This window comes from Streptomyces sp. ISL-100, assembly GCF_018614615.1.
GTDB lineage: Bacteria > Actinomycetota > Actinomycetes > Streptomycetales > Streptomycetaceae > Streptomyces.
The window spans coordinates 64,182-81,058 of sequence record NZ_JAGGOK010000005.1 but is presented as its reverse complement, the minus strand read 5'-3'; the positions used below and the strand labels follow the sequence as shown (position 1 = coordinate 81,058).

The window sequence follows — 16,877 nt, the reverse complement described above, 5'->3', positions numbered from 1 at the left end:
GCGCCGTCGCCGGACGGGCGGGCGGGTACGTTCACGCTCGTCCGGCGATTGAGCCCGCCCGCGCCCCGCGCCCCGCGGCTACGCCTCGGCGTCGCACGCCCCGTCCGCCGCCGCCTCGCGAGCCTGCGGGCAGAGGTTGCCTTCCACGTGGCCCAGCAGCCTCAGCAGTTCCTTGCGCTCGGATTCGTCGAGGCCTGCCAGCGTGATCTCCTCCAGCTGCCGCCACGCCTGCTCCACCTGCGCCTTCAGGCCGCAGCTCGCCCCGGTCGCCTCGACGAGAGCGGCCCGCCGGTCGGCGGGGTCGGGGGAGCGGCGTACATGGCCCGACTGCTCCAGGCGCTGGAGCATCTTCGTCACCGTCGACGGGTCGAGCCCGACCGCCTTGATCAGCTCCGACTGACGCACCGGGCCCGCGTCCCACAGGTGCATCATCACGAATTCCTGGCCGGGGTAGAGGCCGAGGTCGCGCAGCAGCCTGCCCGCCGCGATGCGGTGAAGCCGCGCCGTCTGGGAGATGGAGTGGCTGACCGGGCCGCCGCTCGCGGTGCTGGGCGGCTCGGGACAGGCGGGGTCGGCCTTCATGGGAACTCCTTGTCGGGACTGTCTGCACCAACTTTACCTTGGTCGGCCAAGTAATGCGCTACAGTAACTCTCGCCTGATTACTTGGTCGACCACATATCTGCTTCGGAGGCTTCTGCCATGACCACCGCATTCGATTCGTTCGAGCTCTCGGGCACCCAGCTCGCCAACCGCATCGTGATGGCCCCGATGACGCGCAGCCGCGCCGGTGAGGGCGGCGTACCCACCGAGCTCACGGCCGAGTACTACGCCCAGCGGGCCTCCGCCGGTCTGATCGTCACCGAAGGTGTCCAGCCCTCCGTCGTCGGCCAGGGCTACCCGTTCACCCCCGGCCTGCACAGCGCCGAGCAGACCGCGGGCTGGCGCAAGGTCACCGACGCCGTGCATGCCGCGGGCGGCCGGATCTACGCGCAGCTCATGCACGCCGGCCGTATCGGCCACCCCGTCCTCCTCCCCGACGGGCTGGTCCCGGTCGCCCCGTCCGCCGTCGCCTCCGCCGGACAGCTCTACACCGCCGAGGGCATGAAGGACTTCGAAACCCCGCGCGAGCTGACCGGCGCCGAGATCCGTGAGACCGTCGCCGACTTCGCGGCGGCCGCCCGCAACGCCATCGACGCCGGCTTCGACGGCGTCGAGCTGCACGGCGCCAACGGCTACCTGATTACGCAGTTCCTCTCCACCAGCACCAACCTGCGCACCGACGAGTGGGGCGGCTCCGTCGAGAACCGCATCCGCTTCGCGGTCGAGGTCACCAAGGCGGTCGTGGAGGCGATCGGCGCCGACAGGACCGGCCTGCGGATCTCGCCCGGCAACCCGTACAACGACATGGCCGAGACCGACACCGACGCCCTCTACCCGGCGCTCGTCGAGGCCATAGCCCCGCTCGGCCTCGCGTACCTGCACGCCGTCGAGGTCGCCCCGGAGCGGCGCGAACTGCTGCTTGAGCTGCGCGCGAAGTTCGCCGGCGCCTTCATCCTCAACCCGGCGACCGAGGGCCCCACGGACCATGGTTCGCTCGGCCTCGTCGAGGAGGGCGTCGCTGACCTCGTCGCGTACGGAGCGCTCTTCCTCGCCAACCCCGACCTGCCGGCCCGGCTGAAGACCGAGGGCCCGTACAACACCCCGGACCCGGCCTCCTTCTTCGGCGGCGACCACAAGGGCTACACGGACTACCCGGCGCTGGCTGCCTGAAGCGCCTGACGGCCTGACAGCCTGAAACGCAAGGCGGGCGGGGCCGGTTCCACCGAACCGGTCCCGCCCGCCTTGCCGTCGTTCGTACGCCGGCGCCTACCTCACAGGCGTGAAGTCCCTCGCCCCGATGAAGTCGGGCCGACGTACGGGCGCCGCGAACGGCTCGACCGCCGCGTTCTCCACGCTGTTGAAGACGATGAAGACATTGCTGCGCGCGTACGGTGTGATGTTGTCGCCCGAGCCGTGCATCGCGTTGCAGTCGAACCACGTCGCCGAACCGGCCTTGCCCGTGAAGAGCCTGATGCCGTGCCGGTCCGCCATGCGCGTCAGCGCGCCGTCCGACGGGATGCCGGCGTCCTGCATCTGCAGAGAGCGCTTGTAGTTGTCCTTCGGCGTTCTGCCGGCGCAGCCCAGGAACTCCTTGTGCGACCCCGGCAGGATCATCAGGCCGCCGTTGGTGTCGTAGTTCTCGGTCAGCGCGATCGAGACGGACACGGTCCGCATGTTCGGCAAACCGTCCTCGGCGTGCCACGTCTCGAAGTCCGAGTGCCAGTAGAACCCGGAAGCCCCGAAGCCCGGCTTGACGTTGATCCGGGACTGGTGGACGTACACGTCCGAGCCGAGGATCTGCCGGGCCCTGCCGACCACCCGCGGGTCCCGGACCAGCTTCGCGAAGACCTCACTGATGCGGTGCACCTCGAAGACCGACCGTACGTCCCTCGACTTCGGCTCGATGATCGAGCGTTCGTCCGCCCGCACTCCCGGGTCGCTGACCAGCCGTTCCAGCTCGGCCCGGTAGAGCGACACCTCGTCCGGGGCGATGAGCTGGTCGATGGCGAGGAAACCGTCCCGCTCGAAGCCCATGAGGTCGTCGGCCTCGATGGGCCCCGGCGCGCCCGGCGCGGACCAGACGACCGGGTCCTGGCGGGGCGTGGTCACCTCGGCGGCGCCGCGCGTCGGGTAGAGGTCGGCGCGTGGGGTCTCGGTGCGTGGGGTGAGTACGTCGGTCATGGTTCAGACCTCCTCGGTCAGCAGCGGGTAGACACCGTTCTCGTCGTGGTCCTCCCGTCCGGTGACGGGAGGGTTGAAGACGCATACGCAGCGGAAGTTGGTCTTGGGGCGCATAGTGTGGCGCTCGTGGCCGTCCAGCAGGTACATCGTGCCCGGCGAAATCCAGTGCTTCTCGCCGGTCTCGTCATTGGTGAGCTCGGCCTCGCCCTCCGTGCACAGGACGGCCTCGATGTGGTTGGCGTACCACATCGACGTCTCCGTACCCGCGTACAGCACGGTCTCGTGGAGCGAGAAGCCGACCTTCTCCTTGGCGAGCACGATGCGCTTGCTCTCCCAGGTCCCGGAGGCGGCCTTCACATGGCGGTCGGTGCCCTCAATGTCCTTGAACGATCGGACGATCACGTTGAGTCGAGCCCTTCTGTGTTACTGCGGTGCTGCGTTGAGCAGTCGTGGGTCAGGCGGTCTCGCGGACGGAGCGGGCCAGGATGCGCAGCCCCTCGTCCAGCTCCTCGGGGGAGATGGTGAGCGCCGGCAGCAGCTTCACGACCTCGCTCTGGGGACCCGAGGTCTCCAGCAGCATGCCCAGTTCGAAGGCGCGGCGGCAGACCGCCGTGGCGCGCGCCTTGTCGGTGAACTCCATGCCCCAGACCAGGCCGCGGCCACGGAAGCTGACGTCGGCGCCGTCGTTCTCGTCGGCGATGGCCAGCAGCGCCCGCTCGACCTGCTCGCCGCGCGCCAGCGTCTGCTTCTCCATCTGGCCGTCGGCCCAGTAGGTGTTGAGCGTGGCGGTGGCGGTGACGAACGCGGGGTTGTTGCCGCGGAAGGTGCCGTTGTGCTCGCCCGGCTCCCAGACGTCGAGCTCGGGCTTGAACAGGCAGAGCGACATGGGCATGCCGTAACCGCTGATGGACTTCGACAGGGTGACGATGTCCGGCGTGATGCCGGCCTCCTCGAAGGAGAAGAAGCCGCCGGTACGGCCGCAGCCCATCTGGATGTCGTCGACGATCAGCAGCATGTCCTGGCGGTGGCACAGCTCCTGGAGCGCGCGCAGCCACTCGGCGCGGGCGACGTTGATGCCGCCCTCGCCCTGCACCGTCTCGACGATCACCGCGGCGGGCTTGTTCAGGCCGGAGCCCTGGTCGTCGAGCAGCCGCTCGAACCACAGGAAGTCCTCGACCGTGCCGTCGAAGTAGTTGTCGAACGGCATCGGAGTGCCGTGTACGAGCGGTATGCCCGCGCCGGCTCGCTTGAAGGCGTTGCCGGTGACGGCGAGTGAGCCGAGCGACATGCCGTGGAAGGCGTTGGTGAAGGACACGACCGACTCGCGGCCCTTGACCTTACGGGCCAGCTTCAGGGCGGCCTCGACGGCGTTGGTGCCGGTCGGGCCCGGGAACATCACCTTGTACGGCAGGTCGCGCGGCCGCAGGATCACGTTCTCGAACGTCTCCAGGAAGGCGCGCTTGGCGGTCGTCGCCATGTCCAGGCCGTGGGTGATGCCGTCGCGCTCGATGTAGTCGATCAGCGCGCGTTTCAGCACCGGGTTGTTGTGGCCGTAGTTCAGTGACCCGGCGCCGGCGAAGAAGTCGAGGTAGGTGTGGCCGTCCTCGTCGTGGAGGTGGCTGCCCTGCGCGCGGTCGAACACGGCCGGCCAGCCGCGGCAGTAGCTGCGTACCTCGGATTCCAGGGTCTCGAAGACGCTCAGGGCGGGAGGAGTGATGGTCACAGCGGTCTCCTGGGAGAGAGGGGGAAGTATGGGGGGAGGGCGGGGGCGCGTCAGGAAGCGATCGGGCCGATGCGGTACAGCACCTCGGGCAGGTGGGTTCCCTCGGGGAACAGTCCTCCGTCGAAGAGGACTTCGCGCTCCAGGGGCACTCCCCGGCGCTCGGCGTACGAGGTGAACAGCCGGTCGGAGGCGGTGTTGTCCGGCGTCACGGTCGTCTCGATCGTCTTCACTCCCTGCCGGGCGGTGACCTTCTCGGTCAGCGCCTCCAGGAGCGTGCCGGCCAGCCCGAGGCCGCGGTGGCCGTGGTCGACGGCGACCTGCCAGACGACGAGCGTCTCGGGGCGGTCGGGACGTACATAGCCCGTGATGAACGCGATCGGCTCACCCCCGGGGCTGTCTCTGGCCACGACGGAGGTCGCTGCGAAGTCGCGGCACCACAGCAGATAGCTGTACGAGGAGTTGAGGTCCAGCACCTTGGAGTCGCGGGCAATGCGCCAGATCGCGGCTCCGTCCTCCACTCGCGGAGCTTCGATCTGCAGGAATTCGCTTCGGGCACGTGCAAGGTCTGCTTGTGCGGCGGTCATGCGGATGAAATTTACCGAGCAAATTCAAAAAGTGCATCGTCGGAAGGGGTTGGGTGAGAGCCCTTCTTGTGTTATCGCGCGGGGGCGCGCTTCGCGCGAGCAGACTGCAAATGTGGGTGATTTGACCGTAAATATCCGGGCAAATCGCACTGACTGTGGGGTCTGTCACATGCCCGAAACGGCCTCGATCTCTTGTTGAAATCTTGGCGTTTAGGGTCGGGGAAACCGGGCAGAAGAAAACGGGAAGCTGCGCTGATAAAGCGGCTTCCCGTTTTCCGTTAATTCCCTGAATTCAAGGAATTTATTAGCCGGGCCAGGTTTCCGCCACGGCCTTTCGGGCAGCTTCGGTGTCGACCCCACGCACACCCGATTCGCTCAGTGCCGCGCCCAGTGCGGCGAGTGACGACTGGACCACACCCCGTGTGGCATCGACGCCGTAGTGATTGACCCGGATCATCTCCTTGGCCAGCGCCCCGCCGCCCGCGATCAGCGGCAGCGACGGATCGGCGACCAGTGCCTTCGCGACGATCTCCGACGCGTCCACCCCGGCGGGCGTGCGCAGCGTCGTGGCGACCGGCGCGGCGTCCCGCGCCGCGTGGACGTACGGCTCCAGGTCCCCGCCCAGCGCGACCGCGCCCGCGCGCGTGGCCGAGGCGGCGGCCAGGTGCCTGGCCTCCACCGCGGCGAGCCCTTCCGCCTCGATACGCTCCAGACACGCCTCCAGCGCCAGCATCTCCAGCTGCGCGGGCGCGTGCAGCAGCGCCTTGCGGCCGCCGTCGATCCACCGCTCCTTCCAGTCCAGGAGGGAGAGGTACGAGCGGCGCGGGGCGGCGGGGTTCGCGGCGATCCGCTCCCAGGCGCGGGTGCTGACCGACACCGCGGAGACGCCGGCCGGCCCGCTCATCGCCTTCTGTGCCCCGATCACGCACAGGTCGACGCCCCACGCGTCGGGCAGCAGCGGTTCGGCGGCCACCGAAGCGACCGCGTCGAGCATGAAGAGGGCGCCGTGGGCCCGTACGACCTCGCCGATCTCGGCCACCGGGTTGGTGTTGCCGGTCGCAGCCTCCGCGTGCACCAGCGAGACGAAGTCGATTTCCGGGTGCTCGTCGAGCGCCTGCCCGATCTGCTCGGCGGAGACCGCCGTGTGGAACGGGACGGTCAGATCGAAGACGGCCGCGCCGCAGTCGCGCAGCCAGTTGCCGAAGGTCTGTCCGTACGGCCCGGTCACCACGTTCAGCGCGGCCGAGCCGGGACGGGCGCCGCCGCGGATGCAGCCTTCGAGGGGAAGCAGCGCCTCGCCCTGCATGATGACCACGTCCTGCTCGGTGGAGAGCAGCGCGGCGACCCGGCGTTCGATGGCCGCGAAGTGCGCGGCGGTCAGTGGGGCCAGGTCCAGAAGCGGGTGTGTCACGGTGGAGCTCTCTTCGGATCTTCGGATCTTTTGAAGGGTGGGTCAGTGGATCAGTGGTGCTGCCTCACGCGGATGAGCGTAGTCGCCCCCTCGTAGAGTGCTCTGTATGAGTGAGCGCATGGTGCTGCGGGTGAAGGGGCGGGTGCTCGCGGGGCCCGACGACGTACGGGACGAGCTGTGGGCCGTGGACGGCAGGATCACGTACGAACGGCCCGCGGGCGTACGCGATGAGCAGGTCGTCCACGGCTGGGCGCTGCCCGGCCTGGTCGACACGCACTGCCACGTCGGACTCGACCGGCACGGCCCCGTCGACGAGGCCACCAGCGAGAAGCAGGCGCTGACCGACCGGGAGGCGGGCACGCTGCTGATCCGCGACGCGGGGTCGCCGTCCGACACCCGCTGGATCGACGACCGCGACGACCTTCCGAAGATCATCAGGGCGGGGCGGCACATCGCGCGGACCCGCCGCTACATCCGTAATTACGCCCACGAGATCGAGCCGGGCGACCTGGTCGCGTACGTCGCCCGGGAGGCGCGGCGCGGCGACGGCTGGGTCAAGCTCGTCGGCGACTGGCTCGACCGGGAGACCGGGGACCTGGGCGCGTGCTGGCCGCGCGGCGAGGTCGAGGCGGCCATCGCCCAGGCGCACCGGCTGGGCGCCCGGGTCACCGCGCACTGCTTCGCGGAGGACTCGCTGCGCGACCTCGTCGAGGCGGGCATCGACTGCATCGAGCACGCCACCGGCCTCACCGAGGACACGATCCCGCTCTTCGCCGAGCGCGGCGTCGCGATCGTCCCGACCCTGGTCAACATCGCGACGTTCCCGCACCTCGCGGACGGCGGCGAGGCGAAGTTCCCGCGCTGGTCGGCGCGCATGCGGGAGCTGCACGCGCGCCGGTACGACACGGTCCGCGCGGCGTACGACGCGGGCATCCCGGTCTTCGTCGGCACGGACGCGGGCGGCTCGCTGGCCCACGGACTGGTGGCGGACGAGGTCGCGGAGCTGGTGAAGGCGGGCATCCCCGCGATCGAGGCTCTGTCGGCCACGGCGTGGGGAGCGCGGCAGTGGCTCGGGCGGCCGGTGCTGGAGGAGGGGGCGCCGGCCGACCTGGTGGTGTACGACGAGGATCCGCGCGCGGATGTGCGCGTACTGGCCGCCCCGCAGCGGATCATCCTCAACGGCCGGATCGTCGGCTGACGGCGAGGGATTCGAATACGGGCTCGGAAACCCCACTTTGGGGTGAACTCACGTCACGTCGCTGACCGTTCACTCTAAGTGCGTAAGTATTCCTGTGTCTCAGCCGCCCCGGCGCCCACGTGTCCCCGTGAAGTGCGCCGGGCGGCGCCGTGTCACTTGTGGGGGTTCCACCGCTTTGAACAGCACCTTCTTCAGCATGCCCGCACGCCGGCCCGCACGCCGGTCCGCAGCCGCCGCGGCTGCCTTCGCCCTGACCGCGGGCCCCGCTGCCGCTCTGCTCGTCGCCGCTCCGGCGGCGCACGCCACCGGGGGTGGCGGCGAGGGCAGGGCCGACGCCGTCGTACTCCGTACCGGTCTTGACATCTCGCTGCTCAACAAGTCCGTCAACGTGCCGCTCACGGCCGCGCTCAACGAGGTGAACGCCCCGGCGAGCGCCGAAAAGACCGCGCTGACAGTCCAGTTGGACGGCGTGGAGCAGGGCAAGCCGGTCAGCGTACTGCGCGCCGACGTGGCCACGGCGAAGGCGACGGCCGACGCCCACAAGACGGAGGGACACGTCAACCTCGCGCACGCCAGGGTCCATGTGCCGGGGCTGCCGCTGCTCTCGCTCATCGAGGTCGAGAAGGTCACGTCGAAGGCGCTGTGCGAGGCGGGAAAGCAGCCGGTGGCCGAGTCGAACGTGCTCGGTGCGGTGACCGTGCTCGGCAAGAAGGTCACCCTGTCGGCGGGCGGGCCGACACGGGTTGATGTGCCCGCGGTGGGCGTGGTGACGCTGGATCTGTCGAAGACGCATACGACGTCGCGTACAGCGGCTGCCACGGCCCTCGAACTGAAGGTGTCGGTGAACCCGCTCAAGCTGAACGTCGCCGAGGTCGACGGCACGGTGACGCTGGCGGGCGCGACATGCGAGTCGCCGAAGGCGCCGCCGGCGAAGGAGGAACCGAAGGCCCCTTCGGCGCCGGCGCCGGAGCCGGACGTAAAGCCGCAGACGGCGACGGCGACGGAGGCGAACCTGGCGGAGACGGGCGGCAGTTCCACAACCCCCTACCTGGCAGGCGGCGCGGCCCTGTTGCTGGCGTCCGGCGCGGCCGCGCTGGCGGTGGCGAGGAGCCGGCGATCCCGTAACGGGGCCTGACGCGGAAGGGGGCGGGCGTGCCCTGCGGGGCTCTTCCCCGACCCGCCCCTTCCCGCTGTGACACTTTGCGGCTCCGCCGCGTGGGGGCGCTGCCCCGGACCCGGTCCTCAAACGCCGGACGGGCTGAAGTGGCCGGGGGCGGGCGGTTGGGGCGTTGCCCCTTGGCCTGGCCTTCAAGCGCCGGACGGCTGGAGTGGCGGGGGTGGACGGTGGGGGTGTTGCCTCGGGCCCGGGTCCTCGAACACCGGACGGGGTGGAGTTGCCGGGGGTGGGCGGTTGGGGTGCTGCCTCGGGCCCGGGTCCTCAAGCGCCGGAAGGCTGGAGTCGCCGGGGGCGGGCAGCTGGGGCTCCGCCCCGGGCCCTGCTTCTCAAACGCCGGACGGGCTGAAGTGGCCGGGTGGGCTGCTGCCCCAGGCTGCGCTCCTCGCAACGCCGGAGGGGCTGGATATGTCGCTCGGTGGCAATGTGCCGCCGAGCGACATGCGGCCGCGGAGCAGGCGTCCGTCGCTGCGCGCGACATGCCCGCTCAGCCCGCCCAGCCCAGCCCGTCCGGCGTTTGAGGACACGCCCGTAGGGCGTCGGGAGACCGGGGGCTTGCCCCCGGTTTCGGGAAGGGGCGGGTAGGGGAGCAGCGCCGCAGGCACCGCCGGTGTCAGCGGCTCACCAGCGTCAGTGCCTGGTCCAGGGCCTGGAGGAAGCGGCCTGTCGTGGCCCGGTCGCGCACGGCCAGGCGGAGCCACTGCGGGCCCAGGCCCGGGAACGTGTCCCCCCGCCGCACCGCGAAGCCCAGGCTCCGCAGGCGTTCCCGTACCTCGTCGGCCCGTTCCATCCGTACGAGTACGAAAGGACCCTCCGCGGCCTCCACCGCCCGTACCTCGTCGAACTCCGCCAGCCCGGCCAGCAGATGCGCCCGGTCGGCGGCCACCCGCCGCGCGGCCCGCGTCGCCTCCGCGAGCGCCGCCGGACCGACGCACGCCTGCGCGGCGGTCAGCGCCGGCGTCGACACCGGCCACAGCGGCTGCGCGCGCTCCAGCGCGGAGATTGTCGCCGGGTCGGCCAGGACGTAACCGATGCGCAGGCCCGCCAGACCCCAGGTCTTGGTCAGGCTGCGGAGCACGACGAGGCCGGGTACGTCCGTACGCCCCGCCAACGCCTCCGGCTCGCCCGGCACCGCGTCCATGAACGCCTCGTCGACCACCAGCGTCCGCCCCGGCCGGGCCAGCCCGGCAATGGCGGACGCCGGGTGCAGGACGGACGTGGGATTGGTCGGGTTGCCGATCATCACCAGTTCCGCGTCCTCGGGGACGTCCGCCGGAGCGAGCCGGAAGCCGTCCTCCTCGCGCAGCAGAACGCGGCCGACCTCGTGGCCCGCGTCCCGCAGCGCCGCCTCCGGCTCCGTGAACTGGGGGTGTACGACGACGGGTCGGCGCACCGCCAGAGCCCGTGCGAGCAGCACGAACGCCTCCGCCGCGCCCGCCGTCAGCAGTACCCGATCCACCGGCAGCCCGTGCCGCTCCGCGACCGCCGCGCGCGCGGCCCGCCCGTCCGGGTAGGCCGCGAGCGAGTCCAGGGACGCGGCGATGCGGGCCTTGAGCCAGGCCGGGGGAGTGTCCGCCCGTACATTGACCGCGAGATCGGTGAGATCACCCTCGCGGACCTCGGCGTCTCCGTGGTGACTCAGGTCGTGCGTGGCGACGTCAGTGGGCGTGTGCATGGCTGCCTGGGTGAGGGTGAGGGTGAGGGTGGTGATGGTGGTGGCCGTCGTCGTCCGGGTGGAAGTGCGGCTGCTGCGGCGCTCCCACCTTGTCCTCGAAGCCGGGCAGGGCGATGCGGTAGACGCAGGAGTCGCAGTTCATGCGCAGGTCACCCTTCACTGCCTCCCGGTAGCGCTCCATCACGAGGTCCATCAACTCCTCGGTGGGGCCGATCACATCGGCCGAAGTCACCCCGGTCGCGGGGTGCGCCTCGGCCCAGTCCCGAGTCTGCTGCCGCACCCGGTCCGGCAGGATCCCGGTGAAGAGGAAGTACGGCAGGACCACGATGTGCTTGGCCCCGAGCTTCGTGCAGCGGTCGAGTCCGCCCGGCACGTCGGGTGCGGCGAGCGAGACGAACGCGGTTTCCACACCCGCATACCCACGTCCCTCCCAGAACAGTCGTGCCGCCTTGTACACCTCGGCGTTGGCGTCCGGATCGGTCGAGCCCCGGCCCACCAGCAGCACGGTCACCTCGGACCGGTCGAGGTCGCCGAGCACCTCGTCGACCCGACGCTCCAGCACCGCGAGCAGACCCGGGTGCGGGCCGAGCGGACGGCCGTAGGTGTACGAGATCCCGGGGTGGCGCTCCTTCTCGCGGGACAGCGCCGCCGGTATGTCGCCCTTGGCGTGACCGGCGGAGACCAGCATCAGGGGAACGGCCGCGAAGCGAGTGACACCCCGCTCGACCAACGACGTCACCGCGTCGCCGAGCGGCGGCGGGGACAGCTCGATGAAGCCGCCCGCGACGGGCAGTTCGGGGTGACGCCTGCCCAGCTCCTCGACGAAGTCGCGGAACGCGCCGGCTCCGGCTTCGTCGCGGGTGCCGTGTCCGGCGATGAGCAGTGCGGGGGGCGCGGTGGTCACGCGTTCTCCTTGGTGAGGGGGGTGGTGAGGGGGGTGATCGAGGTGTAGAGCAGGGCGTTCAGCGCCGCCGCAGCGACCGCCGAACCGCCCTTCTCCGAGACGTTGCTGACAGCCGGCAGCCCGCTCTCGCGCAGCGCCGCCTTGGACTCGGCCGCCCCGACGAAGCCGACCGGCAGGCCGATGACGAGCGCGGGTTCGGCGTCCAGGACCAGCAGCTCCTCCAGCGCCGTGGGCGCGCAGCCGATCACCCACACGGCGCCGGGCCCCACCTGCTCGTACGCCAGCCTGATCGCGTGCGCGCTGCGGGTCAGGTCCGGCCCCGCCACAGCCTCCCTCAGCCGGCACACGGTCTCGCGCCGGGTGATTCCCGCCGCGACCATCTCCACGTCCACGACGACCGGCGCACCTGCGTGCAGCGCGGCGTGCGCGGCTTCGAGCGTGCGCTCGTCGCAGACCAGGTCGGTGGCGTACTCCAGATCCGCCGCGGAGTGGATGACCCGCTCCACGACGGCCCGCGTCAGCGGCGCGAAGTGCGACGTGTCGAGGCGGGAGCGCAGGCGCCGGAAGGACTCCTGCTCGATGGGATGCACAACCCTGTCAGTGGTCATTACGAACCCTCCGTCTGCTGCCAGCGGTAGCCGCGCGGCGTCACCATGCGGCCGGCGATCTCGCGTGCGGCGGTGTTGCCGACGACCACGACGGTCATCATGTCGACGGTCGCCGGGTCGAGCGCGGCGATCGTGGTGAGGCGGCTGGTTCCGTCCGGTCGCGAGGCGTTGCGTACGACACCGACCGGCGTCGTCGGCTCGCGGTGCTCTGCGAGGATCGACAGCGCCTTGGGGAGCTGCCAGTCGCGGCCCCGGCTGCGGGGGTTGTAGAACGTCACGACGATGTCGGCCTCGGCGGCGGCCCGTACGCGCCGCTCGATGACCTCCCACGGCGTGTGCAGGTCGGAGAGGCTGATCGAGACGTGGTCGTGGCCGAGCGGCGCGCCCAGGATCGCGGCGGCGGCGAGCGCCGCCGTAACCCCCGGTACGCCGACGACGTCGATGTCGTCGCTCGCCTCGGCGAGCGCGGGCGACGCCATGGCGTACACGCCCGCGTCACCCGACCCGATCAGCGCGACCGCGTGCCCGGCGCGGGCCTCCGCGACGGCGGTACGGGCCCGCTCCTCCTCGGCGCCAAGCCCCGACTCCAGGACGCGCGTCCCCGGCCGCAGCAGGTCCCGGATCTGGTCGACGTACTGATCGAGCCCGACGAGCACCGAGGCGCGCCGGATCTCGTCCCGGGCGCGCGGCGTCAGCAGATCGCGTGCGCCGGGCCCGAGGCCGACGACTGCGAGCCGCCCACGCGGCTCCTTGCGCACGACGGCGCAGGTGGCCATCGCCGCACGCCCCTCGGGCGTGGACTTCCGCTTGGGTACGAGGAGTTCACCCCCGCCGACGAGCGCGGAGGCCTCCGCGACGGACGGCGTGCCGACGGCGGCGAGCGGAGCCCCCGAGGGATTCGGTACGTCGATACGGGCCAACTCCTCGGCGGTGTACGTCCGCAGAGGCACTCCCAGCCGAGCTGCCGCTTCCACGATCCCGGCCTCTTCGGCCTTGGCGTCGACGGTCGCGAGGGCGGCGACGGAGCGCACCGAGAGACCGGCGGAGGCCAGCGCCTCCTCCACGAGCCCGAACACCTCATCGCCGGACGCGCCCTTGCTGGCGCCCACGCCGACGACGAGCGACGGCGGCCGCAGCACGACCTCCCGCTCGCCGATGTCGACGACGCGGTCGGTGACGCGCAGCACGGCGGTTGGCGCCGCGTCCTTCGCCGACCCGGCGGCGGCCGAGGCGGCTTCGGCGAGGACACCGGCCGCAACAGTCGCGGCCATGGCCCCCGGGAGCCCGCCGACGGGCACGGCAGCGGCCGCAGCCGCCTCGGCCATGCCGGACGCCGCATGCGTCGCCGCCACATTGGACGGCAGTGGCGGCAGCGGCCACACCGTGTCCGCTTCCAGCGTGACCGGGGTGCCGTCCAGGATGGCTCGCGTCACGGCGGCCGTCGCGCCCTCGACGGGCCAGCCCAGGGTGTCCAGGCCGGGTACGTCCGTGGCGTCCGTCGCCGTCGTGATCACCGGGGCGCAGCCCAGGACGGCCGACACCGCGAGCGCCAGCTCGTTCGCGCCGCCGCCGTGGCCGCCGATGAGCGACACCGCGTGGCGCTGCGCCTCGTCGACGCACACCACACCCGGGTCGGACGCCTTGTCCGCGAGGAGCGGGGCCACCAGCCGCACAACCGCACCCGTCGCGAGGAAGCACACCAACTGCTCGCATTCCGCGAAGGCGCGCCCGACGGCCTCCCGCACCGGGCCGTCGTACACCTGCGTACGCCCGGGCCAGGCCGCGGCCAGCCGGTCGCGGGCCGCGGCGCCTGCCGCCGTGGCGGAGATGAGGCCGATCACTGAACTGCTCCTTCAATTGCCGGATCTGGATCTCGATCCGGGTCTGGATCCGCGGGGCGATGTCCCCACAGCAGAAAGACAGGGTTGGCGGCCGCCAGCCGGGTCACGTCCCCGGGCAGCGGCGCGAGCCGGGACGACTGCAGCAGTACGCCCTCGGGTTCGAACCCGGCGGACGCAAGGGCCGCCCGTACCGCCGGCACCCGGTCGAGCGCCGCCAGGGCGACCACGACCGTGCGCCGCGCACTGCGCGCGCACGCCGCGACGATGGCGGGCAGCTCACGCCCGCCCCCGCCGACGAACACCGCGTCGGGTTCAGGGAGTTGGGACAGGACCGTCGGCGCCGCGCCGTGCACCGTCTGTAGGTCGACCCCGTGCGCGGCGGCGTTCGCCCGGATACGTTCCACGCCGTCGCAGGTCTTCTCCACCGCGATCGCCGCAGCCCCCAGCCGCACGCACTCCACGGCCATGGACCCCGACCCCGCCCCGATGTCCCACACCAGGTCACCCAGGCGCGGGCCGAGCCTGGCGAGCGCCAGCGCCCGTACCTCGAACTTCGTGATCATCGAATCGCGGTGCTCGAACGCGGTCTCGGGCAGCGCCCATTGAGCCGGCCCGATACCCCGCCCCCCGACCGTCCGCTGCGCCGGCGCGAGCGCCCGCGACTCGTCCAGGCATACGACGACGCTGACCGCCGCCGGCCAGTCGCGCGCGGCAGCCTCGCCGGGCGAAAGGTGCTCGACGCTCTCGCCCCCGTCCGGATCGCCGAGCGCGGACGCGACGACGAGGGTACGTTCGATGCCGGTACGAGCCAGCGCGGCGCCCAGTTCGGCGGGCCCGGCGCCGGGCCCGGTCAGGACGGCCGTCTTCGGGTGCGCGCGGCACACGTTCACGGCGGTACGCAGCGCCCGCCCGTGCGCGCTGACGACGACCGCGTCGTCCCACGGCAGCCCGAGCCGCGCGAAGGCGACCGCGACGGAGGGCGCCCCCGGACGTACATCCAGGGCGTCCGCACCGAACCGCTCCGCCAGCGCCCGTACGATCCCGAAGAAACCCGGATCGCCCGATGCCAGCACCACAACCCCGGCATCCGCGCTGTCCGCCCGCTTGGCCAGGTGCTCCGCGACCGCGTCCAGCGCGGGCGCGAGCGGCCCCAGGACCACCCGGGCCACCCCGTCGGGGAGCCCGGCGGCGTCCAAATGCCGCCGCCCGCCGACGACAAGCCCGGCGGCGTCGAGCGCCGCGCGGGCGTCGGGGGAGAGCGGGGCGCCCGTCCCCGTACCGACAACAGTGATCATGACCCGGACTTCTCCGCCTTCTTCGCCTTCTCCGCACTCACATCCGCGGACTTCTGCGACGCGCGCAGTGCGGCCCGCGCGGTCCGGTCGGCCCGCCGGAACCCGTGGAAGTGCCCCGGGTGGTAGAGGTGCGAGCGTGTACCGGAGGCGGAGAGGGCGGGCCCGACGAGGAAGAGCGTGTGCTTCCAGAGCTTGTGCTCCTTGACCGTCTCCTCCAGCGTGGCGATGGTGCAGCGCAGCACCAACTCCTCGGGCCAGGTGACCTGGTACGCGATGACGACCGGCGTGTCCGTCGGGTAGCCGCCCTCCAGCAGCTCCGCCGTCAGCTGCCCGGACCGGGCCGCCGACAGGAAGACGGCCATCGTCGTGCCGTGCCGAGCGAACTCCCGCACTTCCTCACCGGGCGGCATGGGCGTCTTGCCGCCTCCGAGCCGGGTGAGGATCACCGACTGCGCGACCTCGGGAATAGTCAGCTCGCGCTGCGCGATCGCGGCAACGGCCGAGAACGACGAGACCCCCGGCACGATCTCGACGTCCAGACCCAGCTCGTCGCACCGGTCGACCTGCTCCTGCGTGCCGCCCCACAGCGCGGGGTCGCCGGAGTGCACCCGGGCCACCTTCAACCCGTCCCGCACGGCCCGCTCGTACACCGCGACCACGTCCTCCAGGGACATCGCGGCGGAGTCGAGGATCTCGGCGCCCTCGCGCGCGTGCTCCAGGATCTCGGCCTGTACGAGGCTCGCCGCCCAGATCACCACATCCGCGTCGGCGATCGCGCGCGCGGCACGGAAGGTCAGCAGGTCCGCGGCGCCGGGGCCGGCGCCCACGAAGGTCACCTTGCCGGTGGGGGCATCGGCCATGAGTGGGGTTCCTCTCGGGAATCAACGGTGAATCGACTTGAAACTGATCTTGGATGTGCGAAGCAGGGGGTCAATCGACTAGCAAGAGCACATGGCGGTGTTCGTCGCGCTCGGCGCGTTCCTCATGACGCTCTTCGGTGGCTGGGTGGCGCTGCGCGTCACCGACCGCCGCCACTTGGTGCTGGGCCTGGCCGGCGGACTGATGCTGGGCGTCGTCGGCCTGGATCTGCTGCCGGAGGCGCTGGAGGCCGCGGACGGCGAAGTGTTCGGCGTACCGCAGGCACTTCTGCTCTTCGTCGGCGGCTTCCTGGTGGCCCACTTGGTGGAGCGCCTGCTCGCCGGACGCCAGGCGGCGCACGGCGGTACGAGCGCGGAACGCGTCCCTCAGGTGGGGCTGACGGCGGCGGGCGCGATGGTCGGCCACAGCCTGATGGACGGCATCGCGATCGGCGCGGCCTTCCAGGTGGGCGAGGGCATGGGCACGACCGTCGCGCTCGCCGTCGTCACCCACGACTTCGCCGACGGATTCAACACGTACACGCTCACGAGCGTCTACGGGAACGCGCGCCGAAAGGCCGTGGCGATGCTGTTCGCGGACGCGCTGGCGCCGGTGGCGGGCGCGGCGTCCACTCTCCTGTTCAACCTTCCGGAGGAACTTCTCGGCAGCTACCTGGGCTTCTTCGGCGGCGCACTGCTCTACCTCGCGGCCGCCGAAATCCTGCCCGAGGCCCACCACGAACACCCCGCCCGCTCCACGCTGCTGTGCACGGTCGCGGGAGTGGCCTTCATCTGGCTGGTGGTGGGCATCGCGCACTGAGCAGC

16 protein-coding genes are annotated in these 16,877 nt (G+C 71.5%); 4 read left to right on the top strand and 12 right to left on the bottom strand.

What is annotated here, in order from left to right:
* Positions 1–78: 78 nt before the first annotated feature.
* Positions 79–582: a MarR family winged helix-turn-helix transcriptional regulator gene (locus J7E89_RS03800; protein WP_214968294.1), complete on the bottom strand. Its 504-nt coding sequence runs from the start codon at positions 580–582 to the stop codon at positions 79–81.
* Between the two features lie 118 nt (positions 583–700).
* On the opposite strand from J7E89_RS03800, the gene J7E89_RS03795 reads away from it, so the two are divergent.
* Complete coding sequence (locus tag J7E89_RS03795) at positions 701–1,771, top strand: alkene reductase (protein ID WP_214968292.1); 1,071 nt, start codon at positions 701–703, stop codon at positions 1,769–1,771.
* A gap of 96 nt (positions 1,772–1,867) precedes the next feature.
* Here the strand turns inward: J7E89_RS03795 and thpD are convergent, their stop codons facing one another.
* The 5 genes from thpD to J7E89_RS03770 form a co-directional block, all read right to left on the bottom strand.
* Complete coding sequence (gene thpD / locus J7E89_RS03790) at positions 1,868–2,782, bottom strand: ectoine hydroxylase (RefSeq protein ID WP_214968290.1); 915 nt, start codon at positions 2,780–2,782, stop codon at positions 1,868–1,870.
* A 3-nt stretch (positions 2,783–2,785) separates the two neighbouring features.
* A complete protein-coding gene (locus J7E89_RS03785; protein WP_214968288.1) occupies positions 2,786–3,184 on the bottom strand; it encodes an ectoine synthase in 399 nt (132 codons plus the stop codon).
* Positions 3,185–3,236: 52 nt separating this feature from the next.
* Positions 3,237–4,505, bottom strand: coding sequence for a diaminobutyrate--2-oxoglutarate transaminase (gene ectB, locus J7E89_RS03780; RefSeq protein ID WP_214968286.1), 1,269 nt, complete (start codon positions 4,503–4,505; stop codon positions 3,237–3,239).
* A 50-nt stretch (positions 4,506–4,555) separates the two neighbouring features.
* Positions 4,556–5,089, bottom strand: coding sequence for a diaminobutyrate acetyltransferase (gene ectA, locus J7E89_RS03775; RefSeq protein WP_214968284.1), 534 nt, complete (start codon positions 5,087–5,089; stop codon positions 4,556–4,558).
* A 304-nt stretch (positions 5,090–5,393) separates the two neighbouring features.
* A complete protein-coding gene (locus J7E89_RS03770) occupies positions 5,394–6,500 on the bottom strand; it encodes an aminotransferase class V-fold PLP-dependent enzyme (RefSeq protein ID WP_214968282.1) in 1,107 nt (368 codons plus the stop codon).
* Positions 6,501–6,606: 106 nt separating this feature from the next.
* On the opposite strand from J7E89_RS03770, the gene J7E89_RS03765 reads away from it, so the two are divergent.
* The gene (locus J7E89_RS03765; RefSeq protein WP_214968279.1) at positions 6,607–7,698 is read left to right on the top strand and encodes an amidohydrolase family protein; all 1,092 of its coding nucleotides are present in this window, start codon (positions 6,607–6,609) and stop codon (positions 7,696–7,698) included.
* Positions 7,699–7,894: 196 nt separating this feature from the next.
* A complete protein-coding gene (locus tag J7E89_RS03760) occupies positions 7,895–8,833 on the top strand; it encodes an SCO1860 family LAETG-anchored protein (RefSeq protein WP_251060062.1) in 939 nt (312 codons plus the stop codon).
* 652 nt (positions 8,834–9,485) lie between these two features.
* On the opposite strand, the gene cobC is transcribed toward J7E89_RS03760, so the two are convergent.
* From cobC to cobM, 6 genes are read right to left on the bottom strand one after another with little or no spacing between them, the layout of a single operon-like run.
* Positions 9,486–10,547 (bottom strand): Rv2231c family pyridoxal phosphate-dependent protein CobC, encoded by a 1,062-nt coding sequence (cobC, locus tag J7E89_RS03755; protein WP_214968274.1) that lies wholly within the window; start codon positions 10,545–10,547, stop codon positions 9,486–9,488.
* On the bottom strand, positions 10,531–11,451 hold the full coding sequence (locus J7E89_RS03750) for a sirohydrochlorin chelatase (protein WP_214968272.1): 921 nt from the start codon (positions 11,449–11,451) through the stop codon (positions 10,531–10,533). The genes cobC and J7E89_RS03750 overlap by 17 nt, the downstream gene beginning before the upstream one ends.
* The gene (locus J7E89_RS03745) at positions 11,448–12,059 is read right to left on the bottom strand and encodes a precorrin-8X methylmutase (RefSeq protein ID WP_214968269.1); all 612 of its coding nucleotides are present in this window, start codon (positions 12,057–12,059) and stop codon (positions 11,448–11,450) included. Before J7E89_RS03745 ends, J7E89_RS03750 begins: the two co-directional genes overlap by 4 nt.
* Positions 12,059–13,900, bottom strand: coding sequence for a precorrin-3B C(17)-methyltransferase (gene cobJ, locus J7E89_RS03740; RefSeq protein ID WP_214968267.1), 1,842 nt, complete (start codon positions 13,898–13,900; stop codon positions 12,059–12,061). Before cobJ ends, J7E89_RS03745 begins: the two co-directional genes overlap by 1 nt.
* Entirely contained in the window at positions 13,897–15,195 is a 1,299-nt protein-coding gene (gene cbiE / locus J7E89_RS03735) for a precorrin-6y C5,15-methyltransferase (decarboxylating) subunit CbiE (protein WP_214968265.1), read from the bottom strand. The genes cobJ and cbiE overlap by 4 nt, the downstream gene beginning before the upstream one ends.
* Positions 15,192–16,055, bottom strand: coding sequence for a precorrin-4 C(11)-methyltransferase (gene cobM / locus J7E89_RS03730; protein WP_214968262.1), 864 nt, complete (start codon positions 16,053–16,055; stop codon positions 15,192–15,194). Before cobM ends, cbiE begins: the two co-directional genes overlap by 4 nt.
* Before the next feature lie 91 nt (positions 16,056–16,146).
* Between cobM and J7E89_RS03725 the strand changes: the two genes are divergently transcribed.
* Positions 16,147–16,872 (top strand): ZIP family metal transporter, encoded by a 726-nt coding sequence (locus J7E89_RS03725; RefSeq protein ID WP_214968259.1) that lies wholly within the window; start codon positions 16,147–16,149, stop codon positions 16,870–16,872.
* Positions 16,873–16,877: the final 5 nt, after the last annotated feature.

Excerpts from the sequence above, each read along its gene's own strand:
- J7E89_RS03800 (WP_214968294.1), bottom strand. The coding sequence starts at position 582 with ATGAAGGCCGACCCCGCCTGTCCCGAGCCGCCCAGCACCGCGAGCGGC.
- cbiE (WP_214968265.1), bottom strand. The coding sequence starts at position 15,195 with ATGATCACTGTTGTCGGTACGGGGACGGGCGCCCCGCTCTCCCCCGAC.
- cobM (WP_214968262.1), bottom strand. The coding sequence starts at position 16,055 with ATGGCCGATGCCCCCACCGGCAAGGTGACCTTCGTGGGCGCCGGCCCC.
- J7E89_RS03765 (WP_214968279.1), top strand. The coding sequence starts at position 6,607 with ATGAGTGAGCGCATGGTGCTGCGGGTGAAGGGGCGGGTGCTCGCGGGG.
- cobC (WP_214968274.1), bottom strand. The coding sequence starts at position 10,547 with ATGCACACGCCCACTGACGTCGCCACGCACGACCTGAGTCACCACGGA.
- J7E89_RS03795 (WP_214968292.1), top strand. The coding sequence starts at position 701 with ATGACCACCGCATTCGATTCGTTCGAGCTCTCGGGCACCCAGCTCGCC.
- J7E89_RS03725 (WP_214968259.1), top strand. The coding sequence starts at position 16,147 with ATGGCGGTGTTCGTCGCGCTCGGCGCGTTCCTCATGACGCTCTTCGGT.
- thpD (WP_214968290.1), bottom strand. The coding sequence starts at position 2,782 with ATGACCGACGTACTCACCCCACGCACCGAGACCCCACGCGCCGACCTC.
- J7E89_RS03745 (WP_214968269.1), bottom strand. The coding sequence starts at position 12,059 with ATGACCACTGACAGGGTTGTGCATCCCATCGAGCAGGAGTCCTTCCGG.
- ectA (WP_214968284.1), bottom strand. The coding sequence starts at position 5,089 with ATGACCGCCGCACAAGCAGACCTTGCACGTGCCCGAAGCGAATTCCTG.
- J7E89_RS03760 (WP_251060062.1), top strand. The coding sequence starts at position 7,895 with ATGCCCGCACGCCGGCCCGCACGCCGGTCCGCAGCCGCCGCGGCTGCC.